This is a genomic window from Paenibacillus sp. J22P90 (genome assembly GCF_059692195.1).
Genome location: NZ_JCAUAY010000001.1, coordinates 1 through 16229, shown reverse-complemented (window position 1 = coordinate 16229; position 16229 = coordinate 1). Strand labels below are relative to the sequence as shown.

12 protein-coding genes, 3 tRNA genes and 1 rRNA gene are annotated in these 16229 nt (G+C 44.6%); 8 read left to right on the top strand and 8 right to left on the bottom strand.

Annotation, left to right across the window (positions count from 1 at the left end; all coding sequences use genetic code 11):
* Positions 1-25 precede the first annotated feature (25 nt).
* The 3 genes from AC58UX_RS00080 to AC58UX_RS00070 all read right to left on the bottom strand — a co-directional run bounded on the left by AC58UX_RS00080 (position 26) and on the right by AC58UX_RS00070 (position 2726).
* Positions 26-883, bottom strand: coding sequence for a hypothetical protein (locus AC58UX_RS00080; protein ID WP_497248490.1), 858 nt, complete (start codon positions 881-883; stop codon positions 26-28).
* Positions 884-1068: 185 nt separating this feature from the next.
* Positions 1069-1941 carry a helix-turn-helix domain-containing protein gene (locus AC58UX_RS00075; RefSeq protein ID WP_497248488.1) on the bottom strand — a complete coding sequence of 291 codons (873 nt, stop codon included), beginning with the start codon at positions 1939-1941 and terminating at the stop codon, positions 1069-1071.
* 23 nt (positions 1942-1964) lie between these two features.
* Entirely contained in the window at positions 1965-2726 is a 762-nt protein-coding gene (locus AC58UX_RS00070; protein ID WP_497248486.1) for a phytanoyl-CoA dioxygenase family protein, read from the bottom strand.
* A gap of 315 nt (positions 2727-3041) precedes the next feature.
* On the opposite strand from AC58UX_RS00070, the gene AC58UX_RS00065 reads away from it, so the two are divergent.
* From AC58UX_RS00065 to AC58UX_RS00035, 7 genes are all read left to right on the top strand, one after another.
* Positions 3042-4025, top strand: coding sequence for a glycoside hydrolase family 43 protein (locus AC58UX_RS00065; protein WP_497248484.1), 984 nt, complete (start codon positions 3042-3044; stop codon positions 4023-4025).
* Between the two features lie 192 nt (positions 4026-4217).
* Entirely contained in the window at positions 4218-5009 is a 792-nt protein-coding gene (locus AC58UX_RS00060) for an AraC family transcriptional regulator (protein WP_497249996.1), read from the top strand.
* 139 nt (positions 5010-5148) lie between these two features.
* A complete protein-coding gene (locus AC58UX_RS00055; protein ID WP_497248482.1) occupies positions 5149-7095 on the top strand; it encodes an alpha-glucuronidase in 1947 nt (648 codons plus the stop codon).
* Positions 7096-7107: 12 nt separating this feature from the next.
* Positions 7108-8037, top strand: coding sequence for an ABC transporter permease (locus tag AC58UX_RS00050; protein WP_497248480.1), 930 nt, complete (start codon positions 7108-7110; stop codon positions 8035-8037).
* Between the two features lie 11 nt (positions 8038-8048).
* The gene (locus AC58UX_RS00045; protein ID WP_497248478.1) at positions 8049-8918 is read left to right on the top strand and encodes a carbohydrate ABC transporter permease; all 870 of its coding nucleotides are present in this window, start codon (positions 8049-8051) and stop codon (positions 8916-8918) included.
* 73 nt (positions 8919-8991) lie between these two features.
* Positions 8992-10722, top strand: a complete 1731-nt coding sequence (locus AC58UX_RS00040) for a type 2 periplasmic-binding domain-containing protein (RefSeq protein WP_497248476.1) — start codon at positions 8992-8994, stop codon at positions 10720-10722.
* A 74-nt stretch (positions 10723-10796) separates the two neighbouring features.
* Positions 10797-13949 carry a glycoside hydrolase family 2 TIM barrel-domain containing protein gene (locus AC58UX_RS00035; protein ID WP_497248474.1) on the top strand — a complete coding sequence of 1051 codons (3153 nt, stop codon included), beginning with the start codon at positions 10797-10799 and terminating at the stop codon, positions 13947-13949.
* Positions 13950-14019: 70 nt separating this feature from the next.
* On the opposite strand, the gene AC58UX_RS00030 is transcribed toward AC58UX_RS00035, so the two are convergent.
* Positions 14020-14403: a VOC family protein gene (locus tag AC58UX_RS00030; RefSeq protein ID WP_497248472.1), complete on the bottom strand. Its 384-nt coding sequence runs from the start codon at positions 14401-14403 to the stop codon at positions 14020-14022.
* 187 nt (positions 14404-14590) lie between these two features.
* On the opposite strand from AC58UX_RS00030, the gene AC58UX_RS00025 reads away from it, so the two are divergent.
* Positions 14591-15529 (top strand): hypothetical protein, encoded by a 939-nt coding sequence (locus tag AC58UX_RS00025; RefSeq protein ID WP_497248470.1) that lies wholly within the window; start codon positions 14591-14593, stop codon positions 15527-15529.
* 282 nt (positions 15530-15811) lie between these two features.
* On the opposite strand, the gene AC58UX_RS00020 is transcribed toward AC58UX_RS00025, so the two are convergent.
* The 4 genes from AC58UX_RS00020 to AC58UX_RS00005 form a co-directional block, all read right to left on the bottom strand.
* Positions 15812-15893, bottom strand: a tRNA-Leu gene (locus AC58UX_RS00020).
* Between the two features lie 9 nt (positions 15894-15902).
* Positions 15903-15974, bottom strand: a tRNA-Gln gene (locus tag AC58UX_RS00015).
* 16 nt (positions 15975-15990) lie between these two features.
* Positions 15991-16063: transfer RNA gene (locus AC58UX_RS00010), tRNA-His, on the bottom strand.
* Between the two features lie 64 nt (positions 16064-16127).
* Positions 16128-16229 (bottom strand): 23S ribosomal RNA (locus tag AC58UX_RS00005); the annotation flags it as partial.

Sequence of the window (16229 nt, the reverse complement as noted above, 5' to 3'; positions counted from 1 at the left end):
ACGCACCTCATCTCTAGGATAAATTTCAAGATTCACCCCGCAGCACTTTAGCCGCAATGGACTTCAGCTCTTGATCATTCACAATGACCTGTGCCTGATTGGTTTGATTCTGTAAGAACTGTTCAAACGAGAGATCACTTAAGTGGGCCGCAATTCGCATCTTCACTTCCGATAGCGGAATCTTCGCGTCGCTCCCTTTCGTGCTAGGCGCAGCGTCAGACTTCGGTGGTCCGGCACTCAGTGATGGCTCGGTACCGGAGAAGATATTCACTTTGTTCACTTCTGTCCGCGTGAAGTCCTGTCCATTCGCCTCATAATAGGCTGCAACTTCAAGATCGCTAACCGGTGTTTCGCTGGCTTTTTTCTTTTTCAAATCTTCCAGCAATTTGGATTGACGCATTTCATAAAACAGTTTCTCCGTAAGTTGTTTTGGCCCGTAAACGGGTCTACCTTCCGCTACCTCCTTCTTTCTATGCTCATTCTCAGTACGCAGCTCGTCTAAAAACGTGGAGTAGCTTGCATCCTGCAACAGCCCGTATTGCACGCCTAACATTTGCGGAACCTTGCGCTTAACCAGCTGCTTCAATGCCTCATGCGTTATTTTTTCCAATGGAATTTCCCCATTATAAGAATGGGTCCAAAATTCCGTACTATCTTCCGCTCCGTATTTATCTTGAAAATACGCATAAATCTTGGAGCGCTCCGCAGCCAGCAAGGCGGAAAATTCTCTTGCTTCAACGGCTTCACCGTTAACGGAGGCAACATGGACAGCATCCGCATGAGAACTCTCACTGCGCATTGTAAATCCTGACAACGTGCTCGCCAGAATGAGAATCAAACACCCCAAGCCGAATGCCAACATGCCGTTCCTCGCTTTTTTCATCTACAATTTTCACCCCCTTTCAATTCACAATGCTCACAATGTATTCACATCGTATCAGCACCTCTTCTGAACCTGCTATAGGGTTACATGACTTGAATATCGAAATTGTCACTTCTTTGATAGGCATTCTCGTTTAATCTGATAAAAATAAAAAAAACTGCGAAGGCGCACCCTCGCAGCTAGCTTTACTTCATATTTGATTCTAAAGACGGCTCCATGTAATACCCCTGCGCCGCCTGACTTAATCTCTTCCGATAATCACCTGGATTCATGCCAAAACGCTTTACGAATTGCCTGCTCAAGTAGGGAGCATCTCCCATACCGCAGGCCTCCGCTATCTCCGTAAGCGTATCATCCGTGTTCTCCAGCAGCTTCTGGACTTTCAATAATCGCAGCTCGCGTAGCATCTCCATCGGGTTCATCTGATATTTCTCTGCGAAAATCTTATCCAGATAGCTCGGGTTCAAATGTACGAGCTGTGCGAGCGTATGACGGGATAGTTTCTCCTTCAACGAGGCGTGCAGAAATGTCATGACCTGCTCTAGCCGTTCATCGTTCTTTCCTCTCTTCAAGGTACGAACCGCTCTCCCAGTTTTATCCCAGTTGTGCAGTAGCAAATGCACGAGCTGAAGGCCAAGCGCAGAAAGCTCTAGCGAGCGAAGCCAGGATTCCTCTTTGCGCCATGCGCTGAGAAGTCGGACAAAGATATCTGAAAATGCCTCCGGTTCCAGCAGCGTCATGACCTCTTCGACTGGAAATTGATCGAATAAGTCCGCCTGAAAGCTGTTTGTGACTTGGAGCAGCAGCCACTGATGCCTCCCCGGCATCAGTGAGGTTTCACAAAAAGGGATGCCTGGTGCGTGCAGCATCACTTGACCACTTCTCGCTTCCTGCACGACATTGCCGTCGGTGACGCGCAAATGACCGGAAATAATATAGCTGATTACCCAATATGGAAACTGCTTATCCACCAAGCCGACCTTCTCATAGGACGCTTCCTCCACATTATGGATGCGCACCTGCCAATGATCATCAAACAGCTTATTTTGAAAAGTCACCGGCGTCCCCCCAGCTTCAAATGTTACACAACCTCCGCTTTAACCTCTTCCCGGGATTGGAAAGAGTTGTAGGCTGGACGGCCATTTTTTGCAATGACCGGGCCGTTACGGAACAGCACTCCGCTCTGCGGATTGATTGAGCCTTCTACAGCGTATTGTATGACATAGCCCTTACGTGTGCCCTGGCTGCGATTCGGTGTACTGCGATGGAACAGCAGCGAATGGAACGCCACCATACTGCCCTTCTTCAATTCCACCGGTGTTCCTTCATCATCCCCCGTATAGCAAACTTGACCGATCTCCGATCTCACATGCTCGACAAAGCCTTTATGATGCGTTCCCTCTTGGATCCAAATGCAGCCATTCTCAATCGTGGCATCTTCTAACGCCAGCCAACACGTCACATAGTGAACGGGATCGGTCGGCACGTAGCCGTTGTCCTGATGCCATGGAAAGTCGCGGTTCGCCTCCGGCCGCTTATATACGGATTGATCCCAGTATAGGCGAATATCCGGCCCGAGTATCGACGTCGTAATATCAACAAACCGCGGATCAGCAGTAAACCGCTGTAGTTCAGGATGCATAAAGTTTAAGCCAGCCGTAAAATTGATCTGCTTCGGTATGCTGTTAAACTTGGCACCACTTTCAAGTAATTGCCGTTCCGTTTCTGCGTCAAATACGTCGATGATCGAACGAATTCGATCAATCTCCTCCGACGTGAACAAGCTGTCAAAGATAATGTACCCCTTCTCCTTGTACTGCGAAAGCTGATCTTGTGTTAACATATGTCAGGCCTCCTCATGAATTTGTTTCACACTTGCTACAGCTTTATTGTCCAACAAATGCGGCACTGTAACAATTTGTGATCTGGAGGCGTTTATTGTATTTTCTACGCTTTTTTCTGAATGAAGCAGGCTTTCTGCACTTCTATTAGCGAGTGTAAGGGTAGCTGATAGCGCTGTCAATCCTATTTGAAAAAATGCTGGAAAGATAGGTCTTGATGTTTAATCGTTATCGTCTATAATAAAAATAGAAAGTTTATTCATTAAACTAACCATGTTGATATCAAAACTGACCTTAAAAGGAGCTGTTGTTTGCCAATGAAAACTTCCGTTAAGCCCAATGAGCCGCTAGTTACGCACATTTATACCGCCGATCCGTCTGCGCACGTCTTCGAAGGTAAAATTTATATTTATCCGTCTCACGATCTCGATCATAACGGTCCGAGCAATGATAACGGCGATCAATATGCAATGGAAGATTACCATATTCTCTCCCTGGACGATTTCGACTCTCCATGTGTCGACCATGGTGAAGCGCTTCATCTTCGCGACATTCCTTGGGCATCCCAACAACTTTGGGCGCCGGATGCCGCCTTTAAAAACAACACCTACTACCTCTACTTCCCGGCCCGAGACCACGACGGAATCTTCCGGATCGGTGTTGCTACTAGCGCCTCGCCAGCTGGTCCGTTCCAGCCGCAGCCCCACTACATGGAGGGCAGCTTCAGCATCGATCCCGCCGTCTTCGTCAACGACGACAATCGCGCCTATATTTTCTTTGGCGGACTTTGGGGCGGCCAGCTGGAGAAATGGCAAACCGGCAATTTCCTTCCGGACGCACAAGGACCTGATCCTGCCACTCCTGCACTCGGTCCGCGCTTCGCTGAGCTAAGCGACGATATGCTTACTTTCGCCGAGTCGCCTCGCGAAATCAGTATCGTCGATGAGGAGGGCAACCCGCTGCTGGCTGGTGACGAAGACCGGCGTTATTTCGAGGGGCCGTGGGTGCATAAATTTAACGACTATTATTACCTGTCTTATTCCACCGGGACCACCCATAAGCTTGTCTATGCGATGAGTAAGAATTTGGAAGGCCCTTATGAGTTCAAGGGCACGATCCTCACGCCTGTCCTCGGCTGGACAACGCACCATTCCATCGTGCAGGTCGGAGATAAATGGTACTTATTCTATCACGATTGTTCATTGTCTGGCGGTGTCGACCACAAGCGCAGTGTCAAATATACCGAGCTGCACTACAACCCAGACGGCACCATTCAGACCCTTGATCCATACAAAAAATAAGATTCCTACACGGATACCCATAGACTGGACACATAGAAAAATGTGCTCAGTTTATGGGTATCTTTTTTTGTATACTAGAAGAATACGGAAAAGTAGGCGCATGACTACCAGAGTTTTTATTTGACAATGGTTGAACTATAGTTATAGGGTATAAATTAAAGAATATGATTTGGGAGGGCGCTCACTTTGTCCGTGGAAATTAACGACTTCTTAGTACCTGATATCGGTTACTTAATATATAGAAAGTGCACACCAACATGGGAAATTGCCAAAAATGAAATCTCCTTTTGTGACATCACCTATGTCATAGAAGGGCGAGGAATCTATACAATTAATGGCGTACAATACGAGGTAAAACGCGGTGATCTGCTTTGCATTCCTCGCGGAAGTATTCGTATGGCCCACTGCATCGTCGATGACCTTATGAACGTGTACTCCGCTAACTTTAAAATCTATGATATGAACGGACAACAAGCCGACCTGCCTCTTCCTTTGCTGACACACATCGGGATTAAAAGCGACCTCGTCGGGCTCTTTCGCGAGCTATCCAATGCTTGGGTTCGTAAAGATACTGGGTATCGCACAAAAACCAGAGGCCAGCTGCTCGTCATTATGCACAGATTATATGAGCTGATTCTCTTTAAAAAAGACACTACAAGATCAGACTATCGGGTGAAGAAGTCAATCAACTATATATCTGAAAACTACGCCAGCAACGTTACTGTCAAAGAGCTTGCCAATCTTGCAGGGCTTAACACAGTATATTTTGGGGCGCTATTTAAAAATGAAACGGGCATGCTGGTCAATCAATACTTGACGCAAACGAGAATTAACCATGCAGAGGACATGCTGCAAAATGGCGAATGCAACGTAACCGAAGCCGCAGAGCGTTGCGGGTATAGTGATCTGTCTCATTTTCGAAAGCAATTTAAATTAATCAAAGGCTATTCGCCATCAAAATGTCTCAGACATCAACCAGACTAGCGTCCGCTAGTCTTTTTTTATTTCAAATAATATCTTTAATTAGGCATTGCTAACTATAGTCAGACTATTGTTGAAAGGAATCTTTCAATGCTAAATTCTTAATTAAGAAAACGCTTTAATTAACTAATAGAGGTGCTTCATGAATCACACACTACGTAAATATTCCGAATACAATGCTTGGTTACAGCCAAAATCCAATCTAGAGCCTAAAGCTTTGCGAATCCGTGCAGGCTTCGATTTAGATTTTATCCATCAAGAATGTCGTCTAGGTCTAAACCGCCTATGGGGAGAAATTCAAGAAAGTGCTTCGTACACGTTGCATTTGAAAATGGATGATAACTTGGCGCATGATGCGTTTTCACTGACCCCACTGGAAAATGGATTCGAGATCGCTGGCGGCAGTAAGACTGGTCTCTTATATGGTGTCTATCGCTTCCTTCATCGTCTAGCCACTGGAGAATGCATGGAAAAGATTCATGAACGCTCCGCCCCTCAAGTCGACCATCGCATTATTAATCATTGGGACAACATGGATGGACACATTGAACGCGGGTATGCCGGTAATTCTTTCTTTTTCCACAATAATAAATTTGACTATGATGCAGAAAGAATTACGAATTATGCCCGACTAATGGCTTCTATAGGAATTAACGGAATATGCATTAACAATGTTAACGTGAACAAAATAAGCGCTGGTCTGATTGCTGAACCGCTGCTCTCTGACTTAGCAGAACTAGCTGCCCTATTTAGACCTTTTGGCATCCGATTATTGGTATCCGTACATTTTGATGCACCGATGATCGTCGGCGGTCTTACAACCTCTGATCCGCTGGATGCCGGAGTCAAGGAATTTTGGAAAGCGCAATCTGCGGTTGTCTACGATAAAATCCCGGACTTTTTAGGCTATTTGGTAAAAGCGGACTCTGAGTTTAGAGGCGGCCCTGAGGCCTTTGGACGAACTCAGGCAGACGGTGCTAATACGATTGCCGCAGCAGTCGCTCCATTTGGAGGGTTAGTCTTTTGGCGCTGCTTCGTGTATAACTGCCAGCAGGATTGGCGGGATACACAAACCGACCGACCAATGGCGGCTTATAAGCACTTTCAGCCACTGGATGGCACATTTGATCAAAACGTCATTCTGCAAATTAAAAACGGCCCTGTCGATTTTCAGACTAGAGAACCCGTATCGCCTCTTTTTTCAAGCCTTAAAAACACGCAAGAGGCCATTGAGTTTCAAATAGCTCAGGAATACACTGGCCAGCAAATCGACCTGTACAGTCTGGCTGTTCAGTGGGAAGAAATTTTGACAACGGAAGTTGACAAAGGGAAACAATTGAAAAGCTTGTTTGGTCAAGAAATCGTTGCTGTGACAGCAGTTACAAACACAGGCAATAATATGAACTGGACAGGTAACACTCTTGCACAATGCAATCTGTATGCCTTTGGGAGAATGGCGTGGAATCCGGAGCTTACTGCGAAAGAGCTGATTCGTGAGTGGACTCAGATCACATTCGAAACAGATGAGCCTGGACGCCAAACAATCGAGGAGATGCTGCTTAAATCCCGAGGGATTTATGAGAGTTATACAGCACCTCTTGGTATTGGCTTTATGGTAAATCCAAATAATCACTACGGGCCAAATGTTGATGGCTATGAGTTTTCACATTGGGGAACTTATCACAGAGCAAGCTTTGCGGCCATTGGGGTCGATCGTACTTCCAAAGGAACGGGATTTACAACTCAGTATCCAGAGTCCCTACAAAAAATGTATGACCATATAGCAACTTGTCCAGAAGAATTATTGCTTTTCTTCCATCGAGTACGGTACGACTACACAATGAAAGACGGACGAACATTGCTTCAGTACTTGTATGACAGTCACTTTGAAGGTGCACAGCAAGCGGAAGCCTTGTTAGAATCCTGGGAGACGCTGGAGAACCAAGTTCCACAGGAAGCTTTTAACTCGGTGAAAGAACGACTTCAACTTCAACTGCGCAATGCTCGTGAGTGGCGAGATCAAGTAAATACGTATTTCTATCGCAAAACAGGCATTGACGATGAGAAGGGAAGAAAAATCTATAGGTAAGGCGGTGCAGGCATGGTAATTACAAATAAAAGTCAATCGCTCAAATATATGAAACGTTACTGGATACTCTATGCGATGTTGATACTCCCGATGGCCTTCTTTATCATTTTCCGTTACATTCCCATGGGCTACATTCAAATTGCATTCAAAAATTATAGCATTGTCAAAAGCCCTTCAGAGATGGAGTGGGCAGGCAACAATGGGTTTGAATATTTTATTAAGGCCTTTTCGAATCGCGACTTTCTTTATTCACTTAGAAACACCATCGGTCTTAACTTTCTTGACTTACTTTTTGGCTTCCCTGCACCAATTATTCTCGCCATTCTCTTAAATGAACTTGCTTTCAAACGTTTTAAGCGCCTCACTCAAACGATTGTCTATATGCCGCACTTTTTATCCTGGATTATTATCTCAGGTATGGCTCTCCAACTGTTTGCGCCGACGACAGGGCTTGTCAACATCATGCTAAACAAGATGGGCTTTGCATCCATTCCGTTTTTAAATGAACCTGGTTATTGGGTGGTCACCTACATTTTGCTGGGCATCTGGCAAAGCTGCGGTTGGAATACCATCATCTACCTGGCAGCCATCACAGGGATCAATCCTGAACTGTATGAGGCCTCATCCGTGGATGGCGCAAGTCGTTTACGCAATATTTGGCACATTACGCTGCCAGGACTTCGTCCTACGATCATTATTATGCTGATTCTGAGTCTGGGGCGTATCTTGGGCAGTGACTTTGATCGACCTTACGCACTCAGCAATAAGCTTGTCACAGAAGTTTCTAACGTTATTTCCATCTTCGTCTATAACAACGGTATTCGTGGCTTGCAATTCTCTCTCACCACTGCCGTCGGTCTATTTCAATCCGTTGTGTGCGTCATCTTTTTGTTTGCAGCAAACGCGCTGGCGAAAAAATTTGGCGAACGCGGCATCTGGTAGGAGGCTGTAACATGATTAAGTCAAAAAGTACCAAACTCGGAGACTGGATGATCGCTTTAATATGCTTCTTGTGTATTTTAGTCTGTCTCTTACCGTTATTGAATATCTTGGCACGATCCTTGAGTTCTGCTAGTTCCTTGGTGAAAAATGAAGTTTTACTTCTGCCTGTAGGACTGAATTTCGATGCTTACATGACGATACTTGGCGATTCCAAATACACATGGGCGTTGCTGTGGACAGCCATACTAACCTTGGTCTCCACACTCTGGTCGATGTTAATGACGATTCTGTGTGCATACCCGCTCATCTATGACAATCTAAAAGGGAAAAAGATTATCATAGCACTCGTTATCTTTACCATGTACTTTAGTGCAGGCACAATCCCGTTCTATTTACTTTTGAAAGAACTGCACTTGCTCAATAATCCGTTGGTTCTGATTCTGCCAAACTGCATTAGTGTATTTAATGTCATCATCATGCGCAGCTTCTTCTTCGGGATTCCGGAGAGCCTTAGGGAATCCGCTGAGATCGATGGAGCAGGACCTCTTAGGGTACTCATCAGCATCTACTTACCTCTTTCCGCTCCTGTGCTTGCAACGCTGGCTCTTTTCTATGCAGTAGGCCGCTGGAACGGGTTCTCTGATGCCTTGATGTTTATGTCCGATAGAACGTACTTCCCTATCCAATTGCTGCTTTATAACATCCTTAATAGTGTCAGTAGTATTGAGGTGGCTACGCAGGAAGGTTTCTCAAGCCCAGGCCTGTCAGAAACGATTAAATCAGCAACCGTTATGTTTGCAACGGTACCGATTTTGCTCATTTATCCGTGGTTGCAGAGATACTTTATCTCCGGCGTCACCATCGGAGCGGTAAAAGGTTAATTTAAACGCATGATAGGAATTGGCTACGTCAATTTTTATAAATGATTCTAAACAAGAATGAGGAGGAATAACCATGAAAATTCTCAAAGCATTGTCCGTTCTAGCGGTTAGTACTATTTTTGCTGGAGCACTTTCAGGATGTACCACTAGCGACAAACCAACGCCATCAGCTTCATCAGATCCACTAGCTTCCTCAACTCCATCAGCTTCAGCGCCTGCATCTAATGCTCCAAAGAACACCGCTGCACTAGAAAAGCTAGGTCTCGATGCCAATCTCAAATTCAAGGAGACTCGTAAAATCAAAGTAGAGATTTATGACCGTGGTAATCCCGGGGGAAGTAAACCAGAGAACAACTTCTATACCAAATATATTAAAGACGGAATGCTTCGTGACCATAATGTAGATGTTACTTTTGTTCCTGTTCCACGTTGGACAGAGGGCGAGGCGATTAACAACCTTTTGGCAGGGAATCAAGCGCCGGATATCAGTCTCACGTACTCATATCCAACCATCCAAACGTACGCCAATATGGGCGGTGTTCTTGACCTAGGTCCCCTGCTCAAAGATAACAAAGACCTTCTGCCAAACATGTGGAATTATTTAACCGAAGCCAACATCTTTTGGGACAAGGATCCTAGCAAAGGAACCTTGTGGGCAATAGAATCTCGTTTGAACACGCTTAACCGTACGAATACTTTTGTGCGCGAGGATTGGTTAAAGAAGCTCAATCTTCAAGCTCCAAAAACGTTGCCAGAATTTGAAAGCATGCTAAAAGCATTTAAAGACAACGCTTCCACACTTTTAGGAAAAGATGCCGACAAAATGATTCCTTTTTCAACGAGCTTTGACGTCGGTTGGCGTACAGATCATCTAACTGCGGCCTACGCGCCCAATAATATAACAGACAAGGACATTTTCACGCACGATTTTGACGATCGACGTTTCCTCTATCCGAACTACAAAGAAGGCATTAAAACGTTGAACAAGTGGTATAACCAAGGTTTGGTTTGGAAAGATTTCGCACTTTACCCTGCCGGAGATAAAACGGAGGATAACCTGATGAAAGCAGGATATGTTGGCGCATTCATGCACAACTGGGATTACCCGTATCGCAACGGCGCCGACAGCATTCAGACAGGAATGCAAAAGCTTGTTGGCCCAGATGCAGCTTATATTGCTGTTGAACCATTTGCCAATGATGCTGGTGTTTATAAGAAATTTTTATCAGGTCCTGTTGACCGAAAAATATTTTTCCCAGCTACAAACAAAGAACCAATTGCTTCTCTGCTTTATTTAGATTGGATTTCCAAGCTTGACAATCGCGTATTCCTGCAATTTGGAGAAGAAGGCGTTACTCGTCAAACGTTGCCTGACGGTTCCATAAAGACCATTGCAGTAACAGGCGAAAAAATTATGAACTCTCCAGCAAACATCGACTACACAATCACAAGCAATGGACTTGATCTTGGCGATCCTGCTAAGACAGTCAAGTCAATTGCCAATGGATATGCGGGTATTGACGCCAAATATATTGAGAAAGCGAATCAAATTACAACGCACGATGGACGTGTAGGCAAAAATGCCAATGTGGGTGCGATCAAGGCAGAAAACGGACAAGGTCAAGCTCTTAAAGAAAAACGTGATACGCTCTTGAACAAGGCTGTTGTGGCACCTGTTGACAAATTTGACGCTGTCTATGACTCAGGCATGAAGGATTACCTCAATTCAGGCGGTCAAGCGATTATCGACGAGCGAACTGCTGCATGGGAAAAATCTTTCGGAAAAGAAACAACACTGAAATAGCATTCTAAAGATTGATAAAACCCAGGGGCTTGCGTATGCAAGCCTCTAGGTTTTTATGGAGGCATGGAATTCGTATGAAGCTCTTGAATGATGGTTGGCTCTTTGCAAAAGGGGAACCCAACGAGTTTGTCCCTGTCAGCGTTCCTCATGACTGGTTAATTGCAGATACCAAAAATTTATACAAAGATGACATTGGCTGGTACAAGCGTGAGTTAGAAGCAAGTAACGTAACTGACGGACAGCGTCTTTTCCTCCGCTTTGATGGCGTGTATATGGACAGTACCTTGTTTGTAAACGACAAAGAAGTGGGCCAGTGGAAGTATGGGTACACCGCTTTTGAATTTGATATTACTAATTTTATTCATAAAGACAGCATAAATACGATTTTACTCAAGGTCGTTCATCAAGCACCAAACTCCCGTTGGTATACAGGCGCGGGCATATATCGGGATGTGTTTCTAATTGTAAAAAACGCCTGTCACTTCATATCTGACGGAATTTATATTACAACCCGTAAAGTGGACGGTCAGTGGAGTTACGAAGTGAATGTGGAAGTAGAAACCGATGGAATGCCTTATGAGGTTCGCCACACGCTTTTAGAAAAAGATGACGAAATCATAGAATGGGACGTTGAAAATCCAAAACTCTATACCCTGCGAAGCGAACTCATTGTTGACGGTGAGATCACTGATACCGTGGATACCCGCTTTGGCTTTAGGACGATCGAATTTACGACAGATCGGGGATTTTTTCTTAACGGCAGGCATGTAAAGTTAAACGGCGTCTGCCTCCATCACGATCTCGGTGGATTGGGTGCAGCCGTTTACCCGGATGCCATTCGCCGGCAACTTGAGATATTCCGTAACATGGGCGTCAACGCCATTCGTACAGCTCATAACCCGCCCGCTAGCATTTTTAACGATATTGCAGATGAAATGGGTTTTCTTGTCATGAGCGAAATATTCGACGTTTGGAAGCGTCCAAAAACGAAACATGACTATGCGCGTTTCTTTGATGAATGGGCCGAAAAGGATGTCGCCTCTTGGATTCGTCGGGATCGCAATCACCCTTCTATTATTATGTGGAGCGTTGGCAACGAAGTTTATGATACCCATGCAGATGCAGAGTCTGGAATAGCAACGATGACTTACCTCATGGATTTAGTTAAAAAGCATGATCCCCATGTTCATGCGCCTGTCACCTTATGCTCCAACTACATGCCCTGGGAAAACACACAAAAATGTGCCGACGTTATCAAACTAATCGGCTATAACTACGCTGAGCCATTATACGAGAAGCATCATGCTGCTCATCCGGACTGGATCATCTATGGCAGCGAGACTTGTTCCACGGTGCAAAGCCGAGGCATTTACCATTTTCCACTGTCAAAATCAATTCTAGCGGACGATGATCTGCAATGCTCGGCTCTTGGCAACAGCGCCACAAGTTGGGGAGCCAAAAGCGTAGAATCGTGCATCAAAGCAGACGCAGACACCCCTTTCTCTCTTGGACAGTTTATTTGGGCAGGTCAGGACTACCTTGGCGAGCCAACACCTTACCACACCAAAAATACCTATCTTGGACATGTAGATACTGCGGGCTTTCCAAAAGATTCGTATTACTTGTTTAAAGCTTCATGGACCGACTATCGAAAAGCGCCCTTTGTCCATCTGTATCCGTACTGGGATTTTTCGGAAGGCCAGGTCATCGACGTCAGAGTCTGCTCCAACGCTCCTCGAGTCGAATTGTTTGTAAATGATGAGAGTCAAGGTATTGTGTCACTGGATCACGATAAAATCGTTGCTGATTGGCAAATTATATATCGCACTGGAACGCTTCGCGCCGTGGCTTATGATGACAATAACAAGTCGATTGCAACGCAGAGCAGAACCTCTTTTGGTGATGCTGTAAAGCTGCAGCTAAAGAACGAAATCATAGGCGAGCTTGTGTTCACAACGATTACAGCCTTGGATTCGCGCGGGAATCCCGTTGAAAATGCCAACTGTCGTGTCCAGGTATCCGTCGAAAATGGAACATTGCTTGCATTGGATAACGGCGATGCTACGGACTATGACCAATATCAGACGGACTCCAGGCGGCTCTTTAGCGGCAAACTGTTGGCTATAGTAAAACGGATTGACAATAACAAGCCTGTCATTCATGCAGAATTCGTGCAGAGTGAAGTGCCTATTCGCAAAATTGAATTGACCGTGGACGATTACCATGTGAAGGCAAAGACTTATCCAGAGCATGCCACATATAACGAATTATATTGGCGGGTCACAGATTCCGCTGGTATTGATAGCCAGTTGGCTACGATTCTGGTAGCTGAAGATGGACAAAGCGCAACCATCAAGCCTAGAGGAGACGGCGAAGTTTATGTGCGTTGTTCCCCTAAAAACGGCGGCAATCATTATGCTTTTATCTCGATGATGACACTGCAAATTAAAGGCTTAGGAAAGCCCTTTATTAACCCGTATGAGTTCGTATCCGGCGGACTATACAATGCAAGCAACGTAGAGCTGACCAATGGCAATGAGCGTGGTGTAGCTACGTTAAGAGATGGCGAAAGTCATGTCGGCTTTAAAGACTTGGACTTCGGAGATTACGGGTCGGATGAGATTACCTTGCCTCTATTCCCTTTGAGTAAAGACCCTTTTACGTTCGAAATTTGGGAAGGAATGCCTTTGGAGGGCGGCAAGCATCTCAGCACGATCCACTATGATAAAGGATCGATTTGGAATACTTATCAAGAAATAGTATGTAATCTCCCGCGTAGGCTGAGCGGTATGACTACCTTATGCTTTGTGTTTAGACAAAAGGTACACATCAAAGGCTTTACCTTCTCCCAGTATCAAAAGGCGTTCCAAAAATTGAAGGCCACCGAAGTTACATCGGTGTATGGCGATTGTTTTACGGTTCGTGAGGATACGATTGAACAAATAGGGAATAACGTATCCCTCGTATATGAACATATGGACTTCGGTGAATTAGGCGCAAGACAAATTGAAATTTGCTGGCGTTCCAACATCGCACAAAATTCGATACAGCTCGTGTTCGCCGATGAACAGCGTGAAATCAGAACAATGATCGAAGTGGCAAGCTGTGATGAGTACAACAGTGCCGTGTTCAGTCTAGACGAGTCGATCAAAGGCAAAAATACCGTGTCGCTCATTTTTCTTCCCGGCTGCAACATCGACATTGCTTGGATTCAATTTATTCAATAAGCTTAGAAATGCAAAGAGGAGGATACCCTGCAGCCATAGTTATGGCTTAAGGGGTATCCTCCTCGAATGTTTATGAATCATACACAGCATCAAATTCAATTATATTGTTATCTGGATCCAAGATATAAATTTGCGCAAATCCAGCGACACTATTCGGTCTAGCTTCATAATTAACATCACTCTTCTTTAACCACTCAATTGTATTATGATAACTTTTTACCCAGACTGCAAAATGACCATCCACAGAGTCGATCTCACTATTTCTAAGCGTTTCGCCATTGGGATGCTCAAGTAAATGAAGTTGTTGATTACCAATCGCATACCAAATACCTTTAGATTTAAAAGGTGGACGTTCAATCTCTTGGAATCTAAGGACTTCGGAATAAAATTCCCTAGCTTTTTCTAAATCTCTAACTGCGATACTTACGTGATGGATTCGTTCAAATTCTATCATTTTCCTCTTCCCTCCAATTAATCATTTCGACCTTTTTCTTTAGCAATTCTTAATCTTTACCGACATGATTCACCGTTTACGTTAGGACTTTTGCACTGTATTATAAATACAACAGTACGCAACTAAACTTTAAGAAGTGGTCGTCAGGATCACTTTTTTGTGATGATACGCTTATCATGGAGGTCTTATGAGAAACATCTATCTAGACTATAATGCCATTTCTTTAAGATTAGTTCAATTAGCCCATGAAGTAAAAGAAAAAAATTACGAAGCTTTAGTCATTATTCTGCGCGGGGGAGCCTTTGCTGGTATACAAATGGCATTTCTGACGGGCTTACCCTTTTATTTTTTAAATTATGACCGTTGTTTTAATAAACCGACTTGGTTTCAAGACCCACCGAAATCTCATCGTATCCTGCTGATTGAAGACTTTGCTGGCTCTGGCAAAACCCTCATTGATTGCAAACAATTCCTACTTGATACCGGTTATAGCACGGATACTTTTGTCGTGTGTAAAGATCATTTATCTGCCAGTCAACCAGACTTTTATTGTTTTGAATGCCAAGATAAAGGAGCCAGATTCATTCTTCCCTGGGAGCGTCATCGGTTGTATACGACAATATTGCATGGGAGTCAAAAGCTTAAAGATCATGAGTATAGTAAAACCGCTTGGGACATGGATGGTATCTTTCTAGATGACGTACCATCAGAACATTACAAAAATAACCATTCGAGCGCATTATTACTCAGAGACACTTATCCTTTATCGCCACTAGCACCTACTTTAGAAGAGCAAGATGTTGTTGTTACTGGCCGACCAATGATCGATAAAGATCGGACCATGCTTTGGATGGCTAAGCATGGCATAAAGATTCCTCTATATCTTAGGGACGACCAAATAGATATTCCCACAAAAGAAACCACTGCAGAATGGAAAGGAAAAAAAGCACTAAATCTTGGCTGCACCCGATATGTAGAAAGTGAAGCCATTCAAGCCGTTCATATTGCGAAACTATATCCTGAGCTTCAAGTGGTATGGTGGAATGATGGTGAGCCCGTCGTCATCCAAGCCACAAGTCGATTAAATAACCATGTGGGGGAAAAACATGAACGTACTTTGCCATGACTCAGACTTCGAAAACACCATCTTGTTTCAGCAATATGTTTTCGTTTTGCTCCCTGATAGCGCAGTCCTGGTCGATTGTGGCTTCGTGACCAACTACGATAAAAATATCGTTGTAATTAATGACCGTGAACATGAACGCTCAAACTTTGATTTCATCGCATCTCAACCGACCATGAGAATATATCGGCGGCGCAAGACTCAATAACGGGTATTCCCTTATTAACAATATAAAAAAAGAAAAAACCCTTACACCGTAAGGGTTTCAAACTTGTAAAGCTGGGATGCGGTCGGAGGGATTTGAACCCTCACGCCTTGTGAGCGCCACCCCCTCAAGATGGTGTGTCTGCCGTTCCACCACGACCGCTAACGTATACTGGGGATCTAGGATTTGAACCTAGGCATGACGGAGTCAAAGTCCGTTGCCTTACCGCTTGGCTAATCCCCATTAGAAAAGGGAAAAGGGCGACCGATGGGACTTGAACCCACGAATGCCGGATCCACAAACCGGTGCGTTAACCCCTTCGCCACGATCGCCACAGTAGGAATATTATTCCCTGAAGACTAGATACGAAACTCAACGTAAGTATTACTTAGGAATTTGGTTAAGCCCTCGACCGATTAGTATTCGTCAGCTGCATACGTTACCGCACTTCCACCTCGAACCTATCAACCTCGTCGTCTACAAGGGGTCTTACATACT